Here is a 21,549-nt window from a genome sequence, read left to right on the forward strand (position 1 = left end):
TCACTTGGCTGGGATACAGTCCGTGCTTTCTATCTCCCTCTGGAGTAAAAGGCCCAGGGAAGGCAAATCTTTTAGCGGTAGTCGGTTAGGTTCCTATTTGTTTTTATTGCGTTTTCAGTGACCTTTCTGAAGGAATAGGCGCGCTGTAGAAAACACCAGCGCACTTACAGCAAACGCAATAACCGGCCCGAGTACTATCATAAATAGGGTTGCGGCGGTTAACATGTGCACTCTCCTTATGCGTCGTTATCGTCCGAGCTGACTGACTCAATTGGTGTAATAGTTATTTCTGCAATCAATGAGCGGGCTTTTTCTACTTCTGGTTCAAATGTGTGACTTTTAGTTAACACGTCATAGGTCACATCCAGCGCTAAGTTCTGCTTTACGTCATTCATGGCGCTTTCAACGATAAAATCTGTATGTGAAACAATGTTGTTCTGAGATTCGTCAGCGAATGCTGCTGCGCTCAATACGCTAGTTGCTAAAGTTAGTGCAGTGAAAGTTTTGCGACCGATAAACATAGTAATCTCCTAAAAAAGTAAGTTAGACACTGCACTTGAACATACTGCGTGGCAGCTATCATGTTGCTAAAGGTTTCGATAATAAGTCGTTATCAATTAACAATTAGTTTATAGCGAGGGATGTGCCAACTCGTTAAAAAAGTCTATGTACTTGAAATTGTTGAACTTTGTTTTTCTTGGGAAAGTAGGTAAAAAGATTGCCTATTACAAAAATACTAAAATTTAGTGCTTTTCATATGAGTGTGGTCAAAATGACTAACGCAACGATTTAGAAAGCGTGAGCTAAGGTATTTTTTGTTAGATAAAGTGCTATAGGGAAGGTCAGCGGTACAGAAAACCGCGACGCCCTCCCTTAAGAGAGAAGGTGAAAAAGAAAAAAGACTAAACAAAAAGATAAAGCACAGAGCACGGCCCTAGGACTTTTTGCCTTTAAATTTGGAAACCATTGTCACTACTAGCGCAATGATAACGCCAGCAACAATACCTACTACGCCATCTGCCAGTATAGACATAACCAATGATGCGCTTGGGATAAGTGTGGTAAACCAGTCGGTAAAAATATGTAGAAAGCCTATGCTGTGAGTAAGGATGCCGCCGCCCACCAAGAACATTGCCACCGTACCCACTACCGCAAGGGTTTTCATTAGCGCGGGCGCGGCAACTAACAATGCTTTGCCGATAAATCGTTGAAGGGTGTTCATTGAGCCTGTTAGTGACTTACGAAGCATGTAAAGGCCCACGTCGTCCATTTTAACCAAGCCCGCGACTAGTCCATATACGCCAAGTGTAATGGCTAAGCTTAGTGCCACTAACACACCAATTTGCGTTGTGAGCGTTGCATCTGTCACGGTACCTAACGCAATAACAATGATTTCAGCAGATAATATAAAGTCGGTGCGTATAGCGCCTTTGATTTTATCTTGTTCAAAAGCCACCATATCAACATCGTCTTTAGAGAGCGCTTCAATTCGGGCTTCTCGTATTTCTTCCTCATCTTCATGGGGGAGATATTTATGAAGCAGTTTTTCAGCGCCTTCAAAACATAAATATAATCCGCCCAGCACCAATAACACGGTAATAAGTGAAGGTATGAAGGCACTTATGGCTAACGCTGCGGGAACCAAGATGGCCTTATTGATAAGCGAGCCTTTTGCAACAGCCCATACAACAGGCAGTTCTCTATCTGCTTTAACCCCTTGAACCTGATCGGCATTTACTGCTAAATCGTCACCTAAAACGCCCGCTGTTTTTTGTGCTGCGACTTTTGACATAGTTGCGATGTCATCCATTAACGTTGCAATATCATCAAGTAGGGCAAGTAAGTTAGCTGCGGCCACAGTGATTTTCCTTGTATTCGTTGTTATAAAGTGTGCTGTTTTTATGTTTCACTAACATAGCAAATCGGCAAGCGATAAGTAGTTGCGGCATACAAAGAATACGCGCAGCATCTTACCTTTGGCAACTTATGAATAACGTGACATCAGAGAAAAAGGCAGGAATCAGTGTGAGTAACGACAGAGAAATAGGTGAAGCAACACAATTACCGTCGCTTTCAGTTCGTTCTTATGCCAGAAAAGCCCGTAGTCACGCACATCCTTTTTATCAGTTAGTATTGCCTGTAAACGGGCATATAGAAATAGCGCAAGACTATTTTACAGGCAGCGTCGGTGTAGGGGAGGGAGTGTGTATTGCGCCCCTCGAAGTACATAGTTTTAGTGCGAACGAAAATGCAAAGTTTGTGGTTGCCGACTTACGTTCAGTACCAGTACAGTTGCAAGACAAACACAAGCCTATTTTCCAGGTTAATACCGCCCTTCAAGCTTTCTTAAGTTTTGTCGAAGTGCAGTTAACCAATTACGCTTTTTACGGGCACGATGAAATGACTGCGTTATTTCAGGTATTGCTGGCAAAAAGTGAGGTGGGCGCGGGAGCAGACAAGCGAATCACCCAAGTAATAAGCCACATACATGGTGACTTAGGGGCATCGCATACGTTGCAGTTGCTTTCAGAGATGGCCTGTATGGGAACCACACAGTTCAAAACTCGGTTTAAACAAGCCACTGGGCTTAGCTTACGTGATTACCTAGTGAAGATAAGGATGGAGAAAGCCAAAGCGCTGCTTAGAAATACCGATACGCCTATGTCGAGCATAGCTCAAACCACGGGTTATGAAGACGTTGCGGCATTCAGCCGTCGGTTTAAAACGTATTTCGGGCAACCACCAAAGACTTTTAAGAGAAAGTGATACGCCTTGCTAAAGGGGAGCTCTCGTTAGCTACGGACTACTATAAAAAAGCAAAGCAATAATCAACACGCTCTAGTTTTTATTTTCATCTTGGGGTAATTTTTTCACTCTAGCGTCTATAAAACGTTTGTGATCGTCCATTTTGGTGCATTTCAGGCTACCACCCGCAATCCCACTCAATATCGCCAAGGTTTTATTGGTCGTACTGCTACAGTTTACGCGCTTTGAAGGGCGTCGATTTTCTTTTGCTTGTATTTGCTGTGTGCTTGGCCCGCTTAATATAGGGCTGTTTTTTTGTTCTTGAAATTCTCTTGCTGCTTGTTTAGCGTCTTCAGCGAGTTTGTTGTTGTTATATTCTTCAAAATAGCGTGCAGCCCCGTCTTTAACCGATAGGTTTAACGAACCCGCCCGTCGATTTATATCATTGGAAAGACTCGAGGACGGCGGCGTTTTATCCGGCTTACTTTCAACCGGTGCTAGCTGTTCCTCAGTCGCTGGGTTTATCTCTTGGTGGGCTTCTACTTTTTCTGATGGTTTGGTTTTACTATCAGTCGCTTGCGGACTCTTAAACACATCAGGCTTAAGCTCGTTATTACGTGTTTCATTAAGGCGTTCAACCTGCTTATCTTCTGTCACTTGAGGTCGTGGCATGGGAGGGTAATACAGACGAGCTTTTATCTCGGCTGTTCGCTCCAAAATGTTTACACGTGCTTTTTGATCATCAATACTCAACTGAGAAAGTAAGACAACCAAAATCACCCCAAATACGTGTACACCGCCTGAAATTAATAGCGGCCGCCACGCCGTTTTTTTAGCAAGGGCATGGTGTTCGATGCTGCGTTCAGGCGCAAAGAAAGTAGGAGTGATAGTTGTCATTGTAAACAACAGACCATTCACGCTATCGAATAGTTCCATCCTAATTTCATCGCTCTTTTTAGACACCTTACCTCAGTATTTTCTTCGGCCGCTTCATTGTTGGGCAATTTTTAGCTCGTGCACCATTAATGTGCATTATTTTTGTGCAAGGTCCGCTTGTTTGTGGCTATATATATGATTTTTATATGGAAACATTTGTGGCATGGCTCTTGGTTTATCTTCCCGTAGTTGGAAACACGACCATAAATCACAGAATAACCAAAACAAACTGGGAGCAACTCATGAAACTAGTCACAGCGATCATCAAGCCGTTCAAGCTAGATGATGTTCGTGAAGCCATTTCAGAAATCGGTATCGACGGTCTGACCGTGACCGAAGTGAAGGGCTTTGGACGTCAAAAAGGACACACTGAACTTTACCGCGGAGCGGAATATCAGGTGGATTTTCTACCTAAAGTCAAACTGGAAATTGCTGTTCAGGATGATCAAGTAGAGCGCCTGGTAGAAGCCATCGTTGGCGCTGCCAAAACAGGCAAAATTGGAGACGGCAAGGTGTTTGTTTATGACCTTGAACACGCCGTTCGTATTCGAACTGGTGAGTCGGATAGCGACGCGCTGTAAGCCACAACGATATATTTGCGGAGAAAACCATAATGGAAATCACTTTTGAACTTGGGTATGCGCTAGATACCTTTTATTTTCTAATCTGCGGTGCACTGGTTATGTGGATGGCTGCAGGTTTTGCGATGCTTGAAGCTGGTCTAGTTCGAGCGAAAAACACCACAGAAATTCTAACTAAAAACGTGGCACTATTTGCAATTGCTTGCACCATGTACATGATCTGCGGCTACGGAATTATGTATGGCGGTGGCGACTGGGGTCCATTCCTAAGCGGTATCATGGCTGATGGCGCTACAGGTGTAGCTGAAGAACCAGCAACATATGCACCTTCTGCTGACTTCTTCTTCCAAGTAGTATTTGTTGCAACAGCAATGTCTATTGTATCTGGTGCGGTTGCTGAGCGTATGAAGCTTTGGGCATTCCTAGCGTTTGCAGTTGTCATGACGGGCTTCATCTATCCAATGGAAGGTGCTTGGACATGGGGCGGCGAAGCCGTATTCGGTATGTATACACTAGGAGACCTAGGTTTCTCTGACTTTGCTGGCTCTGGTATTGTTCACATGGCTGGTGCAGCTGCTGCTCTTGCTGGTGTTCTTGTGCTTGGTGCTCGTAAGGGTAAATACACTGCTGACGGTAAAGTAAACGCGATTCCAGGTGCAAACTTACCGCTTGCAACTTTAGGTACATTTATCCTTTGGATGGGTTGGTTTGGCTTCAACGGCGGTTCAGTACTGGCTACTGCAACTGTTGAAAGTGCAAACTCAGTAGCTATTGTATTTATGAACACGAATGCTGCAGCTGCTGGTGGTGCAATTGCTGCACTTATCGTAGCACGCATTCTATTCGGTAAAGCTGACCTAACTATGGTTCTTAACGGTGCGCTGGCAGGTCTTGTAGCTATTACAGCAGAGCCTTCAACACCTACTCCACTAGAAGCAACGCTGTTCGGCGGCCTTGGTGGTATTTTAGTAGTGCTAAGCATTGTTACGCTAGACAAGCTTAAGATTGACGATCCAGTGGGCGCAATTTCAGTTCACGGTGTGGTAGGTCTTCTAGGTCTAATCCTTGTACCTTTCACAAATGACGGTTCAAGCATCTCTGGTCAGCTTATTGGCGCCGCGACTATCTTTGTATGGGTATTCGTAGTAAGCCTAGTGGTATGGCTAGTGATTAAAGCGGTAATGGGTGTACGTGTGAGCGAAGAAGAAGAGTTCGACGGCGTAGACATGAGCGAGTGTGGTCTGGAAGCATACCCAGACTTTACAAGCGGCCGCTCGTAAGAGAGTCTCGATTAGGCAAATGAAATAACAATAATAATGCCTTATTACTTCGTTTAAGCCCCGCAGTTGCGGGGCTTTTTTCTTTTAAAGTCATGTACTTTTTAGTTGCTATAAGACTAAAGAAAAGGCCCTAGGCGTAATGTGACAATAACGCTACACTATGTTTTAAAGGGTTTAGGCTAGATTTATCAACGGCGACGTTTTTGTAAAAGGATAGTTATGACTGTAAGTGTGCGACTACTACCTTTGATATTGGCTTTTTTCAGTATCAATTGTTTGGGCTATGACAGAATAACGGGGCAACCCTTTGCAAGTCGCTCAGAAGTTATTGCAAAGAACGGCATGGCGGCCACTAGCCAACCATTAGCCACGCAAGTGGCTTTGGATATTTTAAAACAAGGTGGTAGCGCGGTTGACGCAGCCATTGCGGCCAACGCCATGTTGGGGTTGGTTGAGCCAACAGGCAGCGGTATTGGCGGCGACTTATTTGCCATTGTGTGGGATGCAAAAGAAGAAAAGCTGGTAGGTTTAAATGCCTCTGGCCGCTCGCCAAGACAGCTAACCAAAAAGGTCTTTGCTGAACGCGGTCTTCATCAAATACCCAAATTTGGTCCTCTGCCCGTATCTGTCCCTGGTGCTGTAGACGGCTGGTTTGCGCTACACGAGAAGTTTGGCAAACTGCCTATGTCAGCGTTGCTCACGCCATCTATCAAATATGCCCGTGAAGGCTTTCCGGTTTCCGAGGTCATTGCCTACTACTGGCAGATGAATCAAGAACGAATTGGCCATTACGATGGCTTTGCTGAGACCTTTCTTATCAATGGTAAGGTACCGCAGAAGGGTGACATTTTTAAAAACCCCGGGTTAGCCGTGACCTATGAAAAGATAGCAACTGGGGGGCGTGATGCCTTTTATAAAGGGGATATCGCCCGTACTATCGATGCTTATATGAAGTCCCAAGGGGGCTTTTTGTCATACCAGGATTTATCTTCACATACCTCTGAGTGGGTAGAGCCTGTTTCCGCTAACTACCGCGGCTACGATGTATGGGAGCTTCCGCCAAACGGGCAAGGCATCGCAGCACTACAGATTCTTAATGTGCTAGAACGTTACGATATCGAAGGAATGGGGTTTAATTCAGCTGACTACATACATACCTTTGTTGAAGCCAAAAAACTTGCCTTTGAAGACCGCGCTAAGTTCTACGCTGATCCAGATTTTAATGAGATTCCCGTCGATTGGCTGATTTCAAAAGAGTATGCCGCTGAGCGCCAAAAGCTGATTGACAGCGAACGCGCTGCAAATCGTGTTGATGCGGGCATTTATGAAGGAGATACCATTTACCTTACCGTTGCTGATAAAGAGGGTAACATGGTGTCTTTGATTCAAAGCAACTATCGCGGCATGGGGTCAGGAATGACGCCGCCTGGACTTGGTTTTATTCTTCAAAATAGAGGCGAGATGTTTACGCTTGAAGAAGGGCACTTTAACGAGTACCGCCCAGGCAAGCGTCCTTTCCACACTATTATTCCTGCTTTCGTAACAAGAAACGGCAACCCCGTAATGAGCTTTGGGGTGATGGGCGGCGGGACACAGCCGCAAATGCACGCACAAATTATTGTGAATATTCTCGACTTCGGTATGAATTTACAAGAAGCGGGAGATGCTCCCCGCATACTGCACAGTGGTTCAAGTAGCCCAACTGGGGCGCTTATGACCGATGGCGGCTATGTGAGCTTAGAGTCTGGCTTTAGTGAAACCGTTCAACGAGAGCTCATGGAGCGAGGGCATAAGCTACAGCGCGTTGTAGGCGCATTTGGCGGTTACCAAGCCATTGCTTGGGATGAGCAAAAAGGTGTCTATTTTGGCGCGTCAGAAACGCGAAAAGATGGACAAGCAGCGGGCTATTAAGCACACTAGAGTAAATATTAAGCGATAGATTATCTGCTCAATAAAACTTAGCTTCACTTGAAAAGGTTTTTAAGTTTGAAGTAGTTGCTACAATTGATAAAAAGGTTCGCAATACAAAGCGTGACGAATGTTCGTCAGCAGCGAAGCGTCATAGTAAGACGTTAATAACAAAAAGAGCGGCAATGACACAACCACAAAAAGGCCTCTGCGCTGAGCCCAACTTACATGCACAGTATTTGTTACTGAACGTAATTGACGATGATAGCCAAGCCGTGCGCGCAAAATTGTCTCGCGTGCTGGATATTTTTGAGCACTTCGAAAATGAGCATTACGAGGCTATGGTTACAGGAGTAGTAGCCATAGGTACTGGTTATTGGGCAGAAGTCTATCCGGGTTTGATACCCATTGAACTTGCCCCCTTTCCCGATATGCAGTGCGAAGACCGAAGTGCGCCCACCATGCCTTGTGATCTCTTTATTCAAATTCGCGCTGATAGGCTAGATATCTGCCACGCCGTTGGCATTGAAGTGATGGACCTATTGCGCATTCACGTAGAGCTTGTTGAACAGATAAGAGGGTTTAGATATTTAGATGGGCGTGACCTCAATGGGTATCTTTATGGCGCGGATAACCCTCGTGGCATGAAGCGCAGAAAGGTGGGGATTATCGGAGAAGATGACCCTGATTTTAGCGGTGGCAGCTATGTTCACGTCCAGCGTTATCGCCACGATTTAAGGCGCTGGAACAGCCTGTCTAGCCGCCAGCAAGAGCAGGTTATGGGCACAACGCAAGAGCATAACTTAGTCAGCAGTGAGCAGTCAGAGTCGTCACATAATGTCAGAGCAAGTACGGTTGCCCCTGATGGCGATGAACCAAGACTAATAAAGCAAGGCATGCCTTACGGCGATATGATTTCCCAGGGGTTATTCTTTGTAAGTTGTAGTGCGAGCGCGCGGCCTTTTAAGCAAATGCTGCATAGTCAGATATACGGCAACGGAGAAGGCGACTACGACCGCTGGCTAGATTTCACCAGTGCCGAAACAGGTGCTGCTTTCTTTGCACCCTCTGTGACATTTATTCGGCAACAAGCGAAGCTTTCGGAAAACTGAGAGTGTTGAGTTAATGCCCATCTTCATTAGAAGCTGGAATACATCCATCAGGATGTTAGTCGCTTGAAGGTGTTAGCGCGATAAATACTATAGGACCAAAGCACCGTCCCAGTCAGAGGCAAGATCTAAGTTTTTGTAGATACGGCACACATCCAGGTGGTGATGTACAAGTGAATCATTGGGGCTTATTGCTAAGGCTGTTTCAAAGTATGCAATAGATTCATCCCATTGCTGATTAATTCTACATGCCAAACCCGCGGCTATTTTCGTTTGCACCGCAAGTTTCTTTTCCTGCTCTTTTTCTGGCAGGTGGCTGAGAATTTCGTATATCTCTATTGGGGCTTTTCGCCCTTTAACTCGAACCCAGTCAAGTAGGCGGGTTCTAAGAGAATCGTTAGGGCCGATAATTTGAAGCACCTGAGCACTCACAATAATGTCGGCTTGATACTTAGGCGTTAGAGCTTCTAGTCGAGAGGCTATATTTACACTATCGCCTATAACTGTGGTATCCATTCTATCTTCCGAGCCCACGGTCCCCATAATGACTTGGCCGAAATGAATACCTATCCCCATATTTATAGCTTCGTAATCGCAGTTTTTCCGATGTCCGTTATAAATCGTTAATGCCTTACGTAAATCTAATGCAGCTTGTACCGCATCCAATGCTTTTTCTTTAGGCGTGCCACCTTGATGGTCGAATAACGCCATGATGCCGTCACCCATAAACTTGTCGATAAAACCTCGGTTTTGGTGAATAGGGTCATTCATTCGCGTGAAATACGAATTGAGGAAGTTCATCAATTCTTGTGGGGTGATACGCTCGGAAAAACCTGCAAAGCCACGAATATCACAAAACATGATGGCCACATCGTTTTCAGCAGCATAGCCAAGCTCCAATGAATCTACATCGGTGGTAGCCATATGTTCTACGAACTGGCGTGGTACAAATTTCTGGAAAGTTTGGGTAAGTTTTAAGGCTTCATCAGCAGCGGCCTGAAACCGGGCTTCGTCTGCAGCCTGCAGTGTTGCTTCATACTTACTCGTGTTGCGGGATAGGGCCGTTCTAAGTCGATACTTGAAGCGCCTGCTTCGCCTTACATAAAGAATACTGATAACAGTGCTATAAACAGTAAGTGCAACAAGCGCGCTTATTTGCCAGTCCATTGTTAATTACACCTTTTAATTTCCTACAGAAAAACAGCAAAAATGCGGTTAATAATTATGCTGCCAAGAAAGTATAAAGGATAATTCGGCGTTAACACATTACTTTTGATTACATTTACAAAGAGTGTTAGCGCCGATTTTTAATAAACGGTAAGGGGCAATTAACTTATAGGGTTGAGAACACTTTATCTGCCGCAGCCAATGTTTTTTCAATGACCTCAGCATCGTGTGCTTTCGAGACAAAACCAGCTTCATAGGAAGCGGGAGCCAAATAAACCCCTTGTTCTAACATACCGTGATAAAACTTATTGAATTGCTCGGTATTACAGTTAATCGCCTGCTTGTAGTTAGTGACTTTCTCTACGTCTGTAAAGAATATCCCAAACATACTGCCAGCAATATTAGTAGTTAGGCTAATATTGTGTTTGTCTGCTAGTGCCTGAAATCCATCAACGAGTTTTTGTGTATTCTCAAAGATAGAATCGTAAAGACCAGGCTGTTTGATTTGGGTTAACGCAGCAAGTCCTGCCGCCATAGCCACAGGGTTACCGGAAAGTGTACCGGCTTGGTAGATAGGGCCGGTTGGAGCAATATGAGTAATGATGTCGCGGCGACCACCGAAACAGCCCACAGGCATACCGCCACCGATAACTTTACCCAAGCAAGTTAGGTCTGGTTTAACCTTGTAGCGTTCCTGAGCTCCGCCGCGAGATACGCGGAACCCTGTCATTACTTCATCAAAAATAAGTACGCTGCCGTACTCATTGCAGATAGCGCGAAGCCCTTCAAGAAAACCTTCCACCGGTGGGATACAGTTCATGTTGCCAGCGACTGGCTCAACAATTATACATGCAATATCATCGCCGTGGGCTTCAAAAATTTCTTTTACGCTATCTAGGTTATTGTATTCAACCGTTAGCGTATGCTCGGCTACGTTGGAAGGTACGCCCGGAGAGCTAGGCACACCAAGGGTTAATGCGCCAGAGCCTGCTTTCACTAAAAGTGAATCGGCATGACCGTGATAGCAGCCTTCAAACTTAACGATTTTGTTGCGGCTAGTGTAGCCGCGAGCTAGTCGAATGGCTGACATGGTGGCTTCTGTGCCAGAGTTAACCATGCGTACCATCTCCATAGATGGCACCAACTCGCTAACAAGTTCGGCCATGATCACTTCCGCTTCGGTTGGCGCACCGAATGAAAGGCCGCTGTATGATGCTTCAATCACTGCTTCGCGGATTTTTGCATTGTTATGACCTAGTACCATCGGCCCCCAAGACTGGATGTAGTCAATGTATTGCTTACCATCCGCATCCCACATATAAGCGCCGTCAGCTTTGGTAATGAAGCGGGGTGTGCCGCCTACGGCTTTAAATGCGCGAACAGGTGAGTTTACGCCACCAGGAATGGTTTTTTGGGCGCGGGTAAATAGGGCTTCAGATTTTTGCATGTAATTACTTACTCTTATTGCTGTACCAAACGACATCGCGCTCGTATTTGGTCAGAAGGTTCTCTACACCAAGCGTTAGCGCAAACAGAGCCATCCTTACAAGCACACCATTGTCGGTTTGCCTAAAGATAGCGAGGTTTGGGTTAAGGTTTAGATCGTTATCTAATTCGTTGGCTTCCATACGTGAGTCACGAGGAAGTGGATGCATAATAACGGTCTTCGACTGAAAGTGTTTTGTGTAAATCGACTGATTTAAGCGGAACTTACCTCGGTATTTGTTCGCTTCTTCTTGAGAAGGGAAGCGCTCTTCTTGAATGCGAGTCTGGTAGCATATATCCGCATCCATATTTCCTTCGAGCGTATCGGTAATAGTAAGCTGGTGTCCAGCGTTCTCAATTGCATCAATAACTGGCTGAGGCATGGCCAGCTCTTTCGGGGATATCAGCGTGAAGCGAATATTCTTAAACAGGCATAATAGGCGTGATAAAGAGTGTACCGTTCGGCCGTATCGCAGGTCGCCAATCATTGCGATGTGTAAACCATCAACGCCGTGGCCGTTGTACTCAAGTTCACGTTTAATGGTAAATAGGTCTAACAGTGCTTGTGTGGGGTGCTCGTTTGCGCCGTCACCCCCATTAATTACAGGCACTCGACTACCTTCTGCAAACTCAGCGACGGAGCCGGCTGCAGGGTGTCGCATGGCGATAATATCAGAGTAGCCGCTGAGCACTCGGGCAGTATCATAAAGCGATTCGCCTTTAGCAAGTGCAGAGCTAGACATACCGGTAGTTTCTCTTACTTCGCCGCCTAAAAGGTTAAAAGCGGTACCAAAGCTCACGCGGGTACGCGTACTTGGTTCGAAGAACAGATTTCCGAGAATAGCGCCGTCTAGTACGGTAGTGCGCTTTTGCCGCTTCGCATAAGGCTTCATGGAATTGGCGACTGAGAAGACTTTCTCAATGGCCTCGCGATCAAATTGATCAACCGAAAGAATGTGGTTACCCGTAAAGTCAGACATGCGCTTCTCAATCATCAACGAAAACGCCGCTAGTTTATAATACCGCAGGTGTTAAGTCATTAGGCCAAGGTTAATCTTGCTTTACGTTTTTGCCAGTTTGACCAACTGGTTAAATGGTATTTGTGCTGTCTGAAATGGCCCGAACAATGTTCAGTTTTCACCACTTTGCTGCGTGTAATGAGTAAAAAGCAGCAGAATTTTTTCAGCGGCGCAATCAACATGCGCTGTGATTTCGTCCTCTGTCAGCGGAGACTGTATGCCGCATAACATCATGGTGTGGTACTCACCTTTAAGTAGTGCGCAATAATCCACGGCTAACTGCTGCGCAACATCAGCACTTAAGCTACCTTGTCCAAATTTCTCTATCACTGTGCTAAGTGTGGCGAGTGATGCCTCAGGACCTGCTTGATAAAACAATGTGGCTACGTGGGGGCTATTTACTGCTTCGGCAATAATGACGCGAAATATTGCGATAGCTTCAGGGTCTTGTAATAGACGAACAAACTGACACCCCACTTTTTGCAAGCATTCAAACAGTGAAAGCGAGCCTAAGGAGGCGTCAATAAGCTGCTGAGTGTCGAGTTGATAAGAGCGGCATTTTGAAGAGATTGCGGCTTTGAACAGGGCATCTTTACTCTCAAAATGAGAGTAAACCGTTTGTTTAGATACTCCAGAGGCCTTAGCCACGGTGTCCATTGACGTACTAGCAAACCCTTCTTTTAAAAATAGGCAAGACGCAGCGTGTAATATGAGGTGATATTTTTCTTCACTTTTGGGACGGCCTTGCTTTTTGATGGTAGCCACGTACGTTCTCACTTTATTGCAGAATATTTAAATATCAAACTGGACGGTCTAGTATTTATATACTAGCATAGCACAATAAGTATGCAAATATAGCCTAAAGCACACGCCGAATTGGTTAAAGGAACCGTTATGACTGCTGCAAATACACCGTCTAAAAGTGGCAAATTCACGTTACTTATTTCAATTGCCGTTTTTACAGCAGCACTGGTGATATTACTGATGACTGCTGGTTTGGGGAACGCAACGCAAACGCCAGAGGCAAGACTACCCGTTGCGGTTTCAACAGGTACGGTCACCATTCAATCAGGCTTTGAAACGCCTATTAACGTATTTGGTTTAGTTGAATCACCTAAGGCCACATCTTTATCCTTTGATGTCGCTGGTCAAGTTACCAGAATGCTTGTAGAAGAAGGCGATGTAGTCAGTCAAGGCGATATACTTGCTCACCAAGATTTGCAGCGCCTAAATGCAAGAAAGCGAGAGCTACAAGCAGCGCTTGAGCGAGCAAATGCTGATCTTGCACTTGCTAAAGTTAACAGTGATAGAACCACCTCATTGGTGGAGAGAAAGCTAGAGTCAGCACAACGACTGGATGAAGCAAAAGCGAATTTAAACGTAGCGAAAGCGCAGGTTAGCGAAATGCAGGCTGCGCTCGAATCTCTCAATGTAGAAATAGCAAAAACTACGCTCGTTTCGCCTTTTGATGGTGTTGTTAATCGCCGATTTTTTGATGAAGGCAGTGTGGTGAGTGCAGGAAGCCCTGTATTTGGCATTACAAGTATCGACAATTATCAAGCCCGCTTTGCGGTACCTGCTGACGTCGTAGAGCAGTTTGATGTTAATGAACCCGTACTTGTGCGTGTTGGCGATATTGATGTTGCTGGAACGGTATCTCAGCGGCTTCCAGTACGTAACGTGCAGACTCGAACCGTAGATATTCTGGTCACACTTAATAGTAACGAACAGGTTCGTCCTGGCGACATGGCAATTCTGTCTGCCTTCCGCTCTCATTCTGAAACAGGTGCTTGGCTTCCTGTAAACGCGCTAAGTAATGGCCTTAGAGGCTTGTGGCGTGTTTTCGTTTTATCTAGTGAGTCAAACGCCACCATAGAAGCGCGCGTTGTCGAGGTGGTATATACCGACGGAAATAGAGCGTTTGTTCGCGGCGCGCTCAAAAACGGTGATGTTTATGTTAAAGAGGGCACCCATAAATTAGCGCCAGGGCAAATGGTAGCTATACCCAGTGAACAACATGCTGGGGCCCATTAATGAAGTCATTTAACTTCGATACCGATAAACCCTACCCGTGGTACACGCTTTTTTATCGTCGGGGTCACTTGCTGGTTTTAAGTCTATTGATTTTGATTACCGCAGGGTTATCAGCTTTGGGCTCATTACCACGAATAGAAGACCCTCGAATTGATACAAGAAACGCGCTAATTATTACCCAGTATCCTGGCGCATCAGCCGAGCGAGTTGAAGCCTTAGTCAGCGACGTACTTGAAGACAGGTTAAGGGAAATATTTGAGATTAAGGAAGTGAAATCTACCTCTCGTGCAGGAATTTCCATCATATTGATTGAAACACAGGACTGGGTAGACAACACAAGTAACGAACAGCTATTTAGTGAGATCCGCGATGCAATAGGTGCTGCCGCTGAGTCATTTCCAGAAGGCGCAATGGCGCCGATATTTGATGAAAAACGCGGCGCGACTGCCTTTACCTTGTTGCTTTCTGTGCGCGCTGAACACTTTGATAATACACCTATCACGCTCACCGCTCGTTTGGCTCAAGAACTTACCGACCGACTTCGCAATGTTAACGGTACTGAGTTAGTGCGTGTATACGGCGCACCGCAGGAAGAAATTAGTGTCAACATAGACCCTATCAAGCTAGCTGCTACAGGCCTTACATTGCAGCAGGTCAGCAATACAATCAGTCGTGCTGACCCCAAATTGCCTGCAGGTATACTGAATACCGAACAAAGTAACCTGCGCTTTACGGTGGGAGAGGGCTTAAATGGTGTAAACATGATAGCGTCTATTCCTCTTGTTAATGAACAAGGGCGCTATTTGAGAGTCGAAGATGTTGCGTCGGTAGAACGCAGTTACACCACTCCACGAAGCGAAATAGCCTTTTTAAATGGTGAAGAGTCTATCTTTGTAGCCGCCCGCATGCAGCCTTCATTGCGTTCTGACGTATGGACGAAAAATGCATTAGCGGTGGTAGAGCAGTTTAATAAAGATTTCAGCGGCACCTTAACCGCGACGGTGGCATTTGAGCAAAATGAATATACTGCCACGCGCCTTGCCGACCTATCGATGAACTTATTGATGGGATGTGCGGTTGTCATGATGGTAATTCTACTTTTCATGGGGTTTCGCGCAGCATGGATTGTGGGGTTAGCACTGCCATTGTGCGCCGCTTTTGCGTTGTTTTCATTGAGCTTTTACAACGAGCAAATACACCAAATGTCAATCTTTGGCATGATCATCGCCATCGGCCTGCTTATTGATAACGCTATCGTAATTACCGATGAAATACGCATTAACTTACAAGACCCTAACCTAACGCGGGTAGGGGCTATGGCAAAAAGTGTTTCTCACTTATTTGCGCCACTTTTAGCTTCAACACTTACGACTATTCTGGGCTTTATGCCTATCTTTCTTCTTGATGGAAATATAGGTGATTTCGTAGGGCCAATAGCGATAAGCGTGGTCATGGCACTCATTGGCTCTTTGTTTATTTCACTGACTATTATTGCCGCGCTAGCCGCACGATTTTTACCAAAGCACGATAATGCTTCGCAAGGTAAAGCCGTATCCAATTCGTGGTGGAAAGTTGGTCTTCAAGCGCCGCAATTAAGTCTAGCTTTTAAAAGGCAGTTAGGTCGTTGGATTAAACAGCCCATTTTCGTGCTACCGGTTGTTGCCATACTTTGCCTGTCTGGCTTTGTGTTGTCTTCGACACTGGCCAATGTGTTCTTCCCAAGCGCAGATAGAGACCAGTTTGAAGTTTATCTGTGGACGAAAGAAGGAAGCAGCATTGACAACACCACCCATTACGTGAAAGAAATTGATGCCGCTATTCGCTTAGAGCAAGGTGTGAAGCAGGTTAGCTGGTTGGTCGGCGGCTCTGCCCCTTCGGTGTATTACAATCAAATGATGACCCGCGACAACATGCCTTATTTCGCCAATGCCGTGGTTTCTACCCACACGGTAGAAGAGGCGGCAGCGCTGGTGGGCAAGTTACAACATTCTCTTGATAGCGAGTACCCAGAAGTACAAATTGTAGTTCGGGCGTTTGGACAAGGTCCACCCATTGCCGCGCCTGTAGAAGTCGAAATATTTGGCCCAGATCTTAATATACTGAATGACCTAGGCGATAAAGTTCGTATGTTGATGTCACAAGTTGACGGCATATCTCAGTCCATCACCAGTATCTCTATGGGCGAGCCTGAACTTAAAATCAATGCCGATAGTGATAACTTATCTTACCTTGGCCTAACCCTTTCTGAGCTTGCTAATCAAATGCAGGTTAACTTCTCGGGGATCACCGGTGGCTCGGTACTAGAGAGCACAGAAGAAATTCCGGTTAGGGTAAGGCTTGATGAGGCTTACAGACAAAACGTCACTAGCGTGGATGCTATGCCAATACCTGTTGCGGGTGATAATGCAATCTCGTGGTCACCCCTTGCCGCAGTTACTAATTTAACGCTACAGCCTGCAACTAGCAGCATTACTCGTGTTGACGGAGAAAGGCTTAACCGCATTCAGGCGTTTTTATTGCCTGGCGTACCGGCCGTTGATGCCAGTAATCAGTTAAGGGACTTGCTTGAAAGCCAACTTGAACTACCCGAGGGCTACAGAATTCACTTGGCGGGCGATGCAGATGAACAGCAGCAGGCACTAGGTAAACTTGCTACTTATGCACCTGTTTTATTAGTTCTTATGATAACTACGCTCATACTGACATTCACAAGTTTGCGTATGGCAGGTGTTATTGCCCTAGTCGCGATACTTTCGGTGGGGTTGGGAATGTTTAGTTTGTGGATCTCAGGCTTGCCAGTAGGATTTAACCCTTTACTTGGCTGTGCAGGGCTTATTGGTGTTGCAATTAACGGTTCGATAGTGGTCATTGCTGCAATCAATGCCAATCCCAAAGCAAAGAAGGGCGATACAAAGGCCATTGTTGAAGAAACTATGAGTTGTAGCCGCCACATACTATCGACAACCTTTACAACGGTGGGCGGTTTAATTCCACTGTTGTTATTTAGCGAGGGAAGCTTCTGGCCGCCATTGGCTGTTGTACTTGCAGGTGGAGTTGGTTTTTCGGTTATCTTGTCGTTAGTATTTACGCCAACTATAGTGGCGGCATTTCAACGATATCGTTATAGAAACCATACATTAGCTTAATTTTGCGGTTAAACTATCCCTTTCTAATGAGCGTATAATAAGGGTGTATCAGCGTATGCGAAAATCTCATCCAATATTGCGCTGGTGGCAGACTGACTGCGTGAAATGTAAACGTGTCAGACTCTATATCGTTTGGGCCATAATTATGTTGGTGGTGTACTTGTATGTCTGGCACTAGTGTTGAACCTATCTATATTCGAGCTGCGTCAAAAAGTAACGGCATTACTAGCCTAGTATTGGGCTGTGTAGGGCTGTTCGTCGCAGCCTTGTGGCTGGCCTTTTTGCCAGATTGGTTGTTTTTAGCCGGTATTTTTCTGACAAGTGCGGCACTGGTGTGTTTGCTAGTTGGTTATTTTAAGATACGCGAGCCAGACTTCAGCTTAGAAATAGCCAGAGATTACATCACCTATCGCCACCGTCTTGGCAGTTGGCGAATCCACTGGGACAACCTACAGCGTGCAGATTGCCCACGTGTGCGCCATGGGTTGGATCACGTTCCCTTAGAAACAGTCGGCTTTAAAATAAAAAGCTATACCGATTTTCTAAATACAATATCACCTAGGCTTGCTACACACTTACTGATGGAGCAGCGACCTCTGCTAATGCAAAATACTGACGAAAACTGCGCGTCGGGAAGTTGTTACGAACAATCAATGTTTGACGATAAGCAATACGTTATGGAAGACGGTACTATCATTAAAGGAATAAAAGCCATGTTAGCTCATCGTATGGTAGAGCTTCGAAAACGACTCGGTTTTGATATTTTTATCGCAAGCTCAGAGTTAGATAGAGACGCCAGCGAATTTGCTAGGTTAATCTCTGAATGTCAGCAATCACGGAAGTTTTTTCAAGAGCAAAATGCCACGCAATAACCAGTGCTATATGCGTGGCCAATAATTTGTTATACGCTGGGTTTGCTCTCCCGTAACACTTTCTCTGCTTCAGCGATAAGTGCAGGTAAATGCTCATCAACAAGTTTATGCTGGCCTAACTTGAGCGCGCTTTCAGTATCATTCGCCAGATGTTGCATGCGCGGCAAGCCAGTATAACAACACGCTCCATGAAGCTTGTGTACCTCGGTTTTTAGCTCGTTATAATCTTTTTCTTTCCACAGCGTTGAAAGTAATTCAATGGTTTCAGGGAGCAGCTCTATAAAGCCGTCTAACATTTCTTTCGCGGTGTCTTGGTTTTGATTGGCACGTTTTAGCGCAAGCTGCCAATCAACTGAGGGAAGCTCTATTTCCCCTGGTTCAATGCTATGGCACCAAGATTTGATCAGGTTAATAAGTAACTCTACTTCGATAGGCTTAGGGAGATAATCATCCATACCTGATGCGAGTAGTCGCTCCTGTTCTTCCTTAAATGCGTGAGCGGTGACAGCAATAATAGGCGTACCCATATTTACAGGAGATTTGCGAATTTCCCTAGTTGCTTGTACACCATCCATCCCAGGCATCTGAACGTCCATTAAAATCAGGTCGAACTCTTGTGTCTGACACTGATTTACCGCATCTTGCCCACTAATCGTTGTAATGAGCTCTACAGGTGAATGGTCAAGCCATGTATGTAGAAGTTTCAAATTCATTTCCATGTCATCAACAGCCAATACTTTCACGTTAGGCAAACTGCTGATCTTCTCTTGCATGGCATTTTTCGCAGGCGTAGCGTGCTGGTTCACTAAGCTATCTAACTTAGTCAAGGTTATTGGCATACGTATCTGAGAGTAAAAGTGCTGCGATAGGCTTGGATATTGAGCGTACGGCTCGGGGCCAGAGTACCAGAGAATTCGTTTTGTGGCTGGAAACTGTACAAACCGGCTTAGGTAAGTATCGCGCAATGCCATTTTACTTACCGGTACCGTTGCCATGAAGAAGTCATATTGACCGTTTAGCGTAGCTAAATAATCTAACGATTCCACTGAGGTAACCTTGGCACCTAATATCGACAACATATTAGCGCTTGAGCGGCGTGTTGCAGGAATGGGGTCGAAAATAACAACGCTTTTCTCTTTCCAATCTTCGCTACTCGTCAAAGAATACTTTTGGCTTAGCTGATTCATGCGAAGAGAAACGCTAAACGTAGAGCCCTGGCCCAGCACACTCTTAAGCGAAAGGTCTCCGTTCATCAGGCGAACGAGTTCCCTGCTAATTACAAGGCCTAAGCCCGTACCTTGGTAATTTCGATTTAGTGCATCGTCTACCTGTGAAAAAGCGCTGAAAAGCTTTTTCCTGTCTTGACGACTAATGCCAATTCCCGTGTCTTCAACGACAATATTTAATTCGTGGATACCGTGCGGAAGCGAGCGCCCGCTTGCTGAGAATGTAATGGCTCCACTAGAAGTAAACTTAAGCGCGTTACTGAGTAAGTTGTTGAGTACTTGCTTGATGCGAAATACATCGCCAATAAGTTTTTCAGGCAGCGGATTTAAGTCGAAAACGAACTCGATGCGCTTGCTGTGCGAAGATTTAGCCATAATGGTGACCATCTCTTCGAGTAACTTATTAGGTGAAAAAGGTTGGTTGTTTATTTGAAGTTTGCCCGCTTCAATTTTTGAAAAGTCGAGTACGTCGTTAACAATGGTGAGCAGGTTTTCAGCTGCAGTATTAACGATCCGAACCTGCTCTTGCTGGTCCGTAGGTAGCAATGCGTTATTGAGTTCTTTGCTAAACCCCAATATTGCATTTAGCGGCGTGCGTATCTCATGGCTCATGTTGGCAAGGAACTGAGACTTTACGTTACTGGCCTTTATTGCGTCTTTTCGCGCAATGTCTAAGCGTGCATTTTGCTCTTCAATAAGCTCAACATTATTGCGTAAATCATCGGTTGCTTGTTCTACTTCACTTTCAAGCTGGCTTCGACTTTTCTCCATGAGTGCAAAAGAAAAAAGTCCAGCTTCTAGGAAAACGCCAACTTGGAAGCAGTAGGTAGTAAAGTCGTTTGAGGGCAGCACACCGATAAGGCTTAACATGCCAATAATGGCACCGGTAGCAAGCATACCCCATGCAAAAATAAAGTAGCGTGCGGGTCTGAAATTATTTAGGAAGGCTTCCACCCCTGCGTAGATATAGCTCAAAATCGCTACCAGCCCTACGCCATATACCAGGTTGTTCTTCCAGATAGAGGGAAGAAGATCGACGAAGCACACGAGTCCAGTGAGTGCTTGGCACACTAATAATAAGTTTATAATAGGATGCGCAGTGGGCGAGTGCTTTTCGGTTTCTAAAAAGGTCATGGTGAACAAGCCTGAACTGATACCGATAATGACGAATATCAATTCCGAATGACCGACTAGCCAAGAGGGAATTCCTTGAGTAAATAAAAGGTGTGTATGACCGCCCCACACAAATTGCCACAAGATCACCGCTAATATGTAACCAACATAAGCAATCAGGCTTTTCTCTTTTACGCCGAAAAATAAGGCCAAATTATAAATGGCAAGTATGAGTAAGCCACCGTAAAAAAAGCCCCAGAGCAAACTATCCATTTGGAAATAACTGCTGTGTAAAGGCTCAGCTTGTATGCGAAGTGGAGCGATGAGGCTTGATGAATGACTCTCGATGCGTATGTAAAGGTCAACGGGGTCGCTGTTAGCGAGTTCAACCCGAAAGGTAGGAACGCGAAAACGCTGCTCTTTTTGCGCCTTACCTTGATGACTTTGACTAATCACCTTTCCATTTTGTACTAAATAGAAATCAACATTATCGAGCTGACTAAAGTTTATTGAAAATACCCAGTTCTTGTCGTTTGACACATTGGCAACGGATGTTAGCAACCACATACCATTATTGCGAAAGCCAAAGTTGGGGTTTCCGTGAGGATGCATAAGAAAGTCATTTCGTCTTCTTGATACATCTCCAATGGTAAGTTGGTAATCGGTTTCGAATAGAAAGTACAGCGAGTCTGATAAATCTAGCGTACTTTGTTCGTCAAAAAGCTGCTCGATATGTTGCGCTTGGGAACAAGAAGGCCAGAAGCTAGCTAGCAAAATAAATAGGAAAGAAAGTGCGCGAAAGGTTGCCATATTATTCTGTACTTTAACTACCATTTAGATAAGGGTTTTATTATTTTTAGGGTGAATATTGAACGGAAACTTCAACCTTTTCTATTTAAACACTCTATTTGCAGAATAACAAAGCAAA

General features: G+C 45.2%; 16 protein-coding genes. 8 read left to right on the forward strand and 8 right to left on the reverse strand.

Annotation, left to right across the window (positions count from 1 at the left end):
- Positions 1 to 236: 236 nt before the first annotated feature.
- Positions 237 to 521 carry a hypothetical protein gene (locus PCAR9_RS01665; RefSeq protein WP_179982132.1) on the reverse strand — a complete coding sequence of 95 codons (285 nt, stop codon included), beginning with the start codon at positions 519 to 521 and terminating at the stop codon, positions 237 to 239.
- A gap of 413 nt (positions 522 to 934) precedes the next feature.
- Positions 935 to 1,858 (reverse strand): DUF808 domain-containing protein, encoded by a 924-nt coding sequence (locus tag PCAR9_RS01670; RefSeq protein WP_179982133.1) that lies wholly within the window; start codon positions 1,856 to 1,858, stop codon positions 935 to 937.
- Between the two features lie 128 nt (positions 1,859 to 1,986).
- Here PCAR9_RS01670 and PCAR9_RS01675 point away from each other — a divergent pair, with 128 nt between their 5' ends.
- Positions 1,987 to 2,766: an AraC family transcriptional regulator gene (locus PCAR9_RS01675; protein WP_179982134.1), complete on the forward strand. Its 780-nt coding sequence runs from the start codon at positions 1,987 to 1,989 to the stop codon at positions 2,764 to 2,766.
- Positions 2,767 to 2,838: 72 nt separating this feature from the next.
- Here the strand turns inward: PCAR9_RS01675 and PCAR9_RS01680 are convergent, their stop codons facing one another.
- Positions 2,839 to 3,681, reverse strand: a complete 843-nt coding sequence (locus PCAR9_RS01680) for a hypothetical protein (RefSeq protein WP_179982135.1) — start codon at positions 3,679 to 3,681, stop codon at positions 2,839 to 2,841.
- 242 nt (positions 3,682 to 3,923) lie between these two features.
- Between PCAR9_RS01680 and glnK the strand changes: the two genes are divergently transcribed.
- From glnK to PCAR9_RS01700, 4 genes are all read left to right on the forward strand, one after another.
- Entirely contained in the window at positions 3,924 to 4,262 is a 339-nt protein-coding gene (glnK, locus tag PCAR9_RS01685) for a P-II family nitrogen regulator (protein ID WP_012516988.1), read from the forward strand.
- A 32-nt stretch (positions 4,263 to 4,294) separates the two neighbouring features.
- Positions 4,295 to 5,542, forward strand: a complete 1,248-nt coding sequence (amtB, locus tag PCAR9_RS01690; protein WP_179982136.1) for an ammonium transporter AmtB — start codon at positions 4,295 to 4,297, stop codon at positions 5,540 to 5,542.
- Between the two features lie 219 nt (positions 5,543 to 5,761).
- A complete protein-coding gene (gene ggt / locus PCAR9_RS01695) occupies positions 5,762 to 7,453 on the forward strand; it encodes a gamma-glutamyltransferase (RefSeq protein ID WP_179982137.1) in 1,692 nt (563 codons plus the stop codon).
- Positions 7,454 to 7,635: 182 nt separating this feature from the next.
- Positions 7,636 to 8,562 carry a Dyp-type peroxidase gene (locus tag PCAR9_RS01700; RefSeq protein ID WP_179982138.1) on the forward strand — a complete coding sequence of 309 codons (927 nt, stop codon included), beginning with the start codon at positions 7,636 to 7,638 and terminating at the stop codon, positions 8,560 to 8,562.
- 87 nt (positions 8,563 to 8,649) lie between these two features.
- On the opposite strand, the gene PCAR9_RS01705 is transcribed toward PCAR9_RS01700, so the two are convergent.
- The 4 genes from PCAR9_RS01705 to PCAR9_RS01720 all read right to left on the reverse strand — a co-directional run bounded on the left by PCAR9_RS01705 (position 8,650) and on the right by PCAR9_RS01720 (position 12,995).
- Positions 8,650 to 9,726 carry an adenylate/guanylate cyclase domain-containing protein gene (locus tag PCAR9_RS01705; protein ID WP_179982139.1) on the reverse strand — a complete coding sequence of 359 codons (1,077 nt, stop codon included), beginning with the start codon at positions 9,724 to 9,726 and terminating at the stop codon, positions 8,650 to 8,652.
- A 166-nt stretch (positions 9,727 to 9,892) separates the two neighbouring features.
- Positions 9,893 to 11,173 carry a glutamate-1-semialdehyde 2,1-aminomutase gene (hemL, locus tag PCAR9_RS01710; protein ID WP_179982140.1) on the reverse strand — a complete coding sequence of 427 codons (1,281 nt, stop codon included), beginning with the start codon at positions 11,171 to 11,173 and terminating at the stop codon, positions 9,893 to 9,895.
- A gap of 4 nt (positions 11,174 to 11,177) precedes the next feature.
- On the reverse strand, positions 11,178 to 12,191 hold the full coding sequence (locus PCAR9_RS01715) for an aspartate carbamoyltransferase (RefSeq protein WP_179985120.1): 1,014 nt from the start codon (positions 12,189 to 12,191) through the stop codon (positions 11,178 to 11,180).
- Positions 12,192 to 12,341: 150 nt separating this feature from the next.
- Positions 12,342 to 12,995, reverse strand: a complete 654-nt coding sequence (locus PCAR9_RS01720) for a TetR/AcrR family transcriptional regulator (protein ID WP_179982141.1) — start codon at positions 12,993 to 12,995, stop codon at positions 12,342 to 12,344.
- A gap of 129 nt (positions 12,996 to 13,124) precedes the next feature.
- Between PCAR9_RS01720 and PCAR9_RS01725 the strand changes: the two genes are divergently transcribed.
- The 3 genes from PCAR9_RS01725 to PCAR9_RS01735 all read left to right on the forward strand — a co-directional run bounded on the left by PCAR9_RS01725 (position 13,125) and on the right by PCAR9_RS01735 (position 18,282).
- On the forward strand, positions 13,125 to 14,264 hold the full coding sequence (locus PCAR9_RS01725) for an efflux RND transporter periplasmic adaptor subunit (RefSeq protein ID WP_179982142.1): 1,140 nt from the start codon (positions 13,125 to 13,127) through the stop codon (positions 14,262 to 14,264).
- Positions 14,264 to 17,410: an efflux RND transporter permease subunit gene (locus tag PCAR9_RS01730; RefSeq protein ID WP_179982143.1), complete on the forward strand. Its 3,147-nt coding sequence runs from the start codon at positions 14,264 to 14,266 to the stop codon at positions 17,408 to 17,410. Before PCAR9_RS01725 ends, PCAR9_RS01730 begins: the two co-directional genes overlap by 1 nt.
- A gap of 164 nt (positions 17,411 to 17,574) precedes the next feature.
- Positions 17,575 to 18,282 carry a DUF2982 domain-containing protein gene (locus tag PCAR9_RS01735; RefSeq protein WP_179982144.1) on the forward strand — a complete coding sequence of 236 codons (708 nt, stop codon included), beginning with the start codon at positions 17,575 to 17,577 and terminating at the stop codon, positions 18,280 to 18,282.
- Between the two features lie 29 nt (positions 18,283 to 18,311).
- On the opposite strand, the gene PCAR9_RS01740 is transcribed toward PCAR9_RS01735, so the two are convergent.
- Positions 18,312 to 21,431, reverse strand: a complete 3,120-nt coding sequence (locus PCAR9_RS01740) for a hybrid sensor histidine kinase/response regulator (RefSeq protein ID WP_179982145.1) — start codon at positions 21,429 to 21,431, stop codon at positions 18,312 to 18,314.
- Between the last annotated feature and the right edge of the window lie 118 nt (positions 21,432 to 21,549).

Origin of the sequence: Alteromonas macleodii (genome assembly GCF_903772925.1) — a bacterium.
Classification (GTDB): Bacteria; Pseudomonadota; Gammaproteobacteria; order Enterobacterales; family Alteromonadaceae; genus Alteromonas; species Alteromonas macleodii_A.

Coding starts and splice junctions, on each gene's coding strand:
- PCAR9_RS01665 (WP_179982132.1), bottom strand. CDS start 521: ATGTTTATCGGTCGCAAAACTTTCACTGCACTAACTTTAGCAACTAGC.
- PCAR9_RS01675 (WP_179982134.1), top strand. CDS start 1,987: ATGAATAACGTGACATCAGAGAAAAAGGCAGGAATCAGTGTGAGTAAC.
- PCAR9_RS01680 (WP_179982135.1), bottom strand. CDS start 3,681: ATGGAACTATTCGATAGCGTGAATGGTCTGTTGTTTACAATGACAACT.
- glnK (WP_012516988.1), top strand. CDS start 3,924: ATGAAACTAGTCACAGCGATCATCAAGCCGTTCAAGCTAGATGATGTT.
- amtB (WP_179982136.1), top strand. CDS start 4,295: ATGGAAATCACTTTTGAACTTGGGTATGCGCTAGATACCTTTTATTTT.
- ggt (WP_179982137.1), top strand. CDS start 5,762: ATGACTGTAAGTGTGCGACTACTACCTTTGATATTGGCTTTTTTCAGT.
- PCAR9_RS01700 (WP_179982138.1), top strand. CDS start 7,636: ATGACACAACCACAAAAAGGCCTCTGCGCTGAGCCCAACTTACATGCA.
- PCAR9_RS01705 (WP_179982139.1), bottom strand. CDS start 9,726: ATGGACTGGCAAATAAGCGCGCTTGTTGCACTTACTGTTTATAGCACT.
- hemL (WP_179982140.1), bottom strand. CDS start 11,173: ATGCAAAAATCTGAAGCCCTATTTACCCGCGCCCAAAAAACCATTCCT.
- PCAR9_RS01715 (WP_179985120.1), bottom strand. CDS start 12,191: ATGTCTGACTTTACGGGTAACCACATTCTTTCGGTTGATCAATTTGAT.
- PCAR9_RS01725 (WP_179982142.1), top strand. CDS start 13,125: ATGACTGCTGCAAATACACCGTCTAAAAGTGGCAAATTCACGTTACTT.
- PCAR9_RS01730 (WP_179982143.1), top strand. CDS start 14,264: ATGAAGTCATTTAACTTCGATACCGATAAACCCTACCCGTGGTACACG.
- PCAR9_RS01735 (WP_179982144.1), top strand. CDS start 17,575: ATGTCTGGCACTAGTGTTGAACCTATCTATATTCGAGCTGCGTCAAAA.
- PCAR9_RS01740 (WP_179982145.1), bottom strand. CDS start 21,431: ATGGCAACCTTTCGCGCACTTTCTTTCCTATTTATTTTGCTAGCTAGC.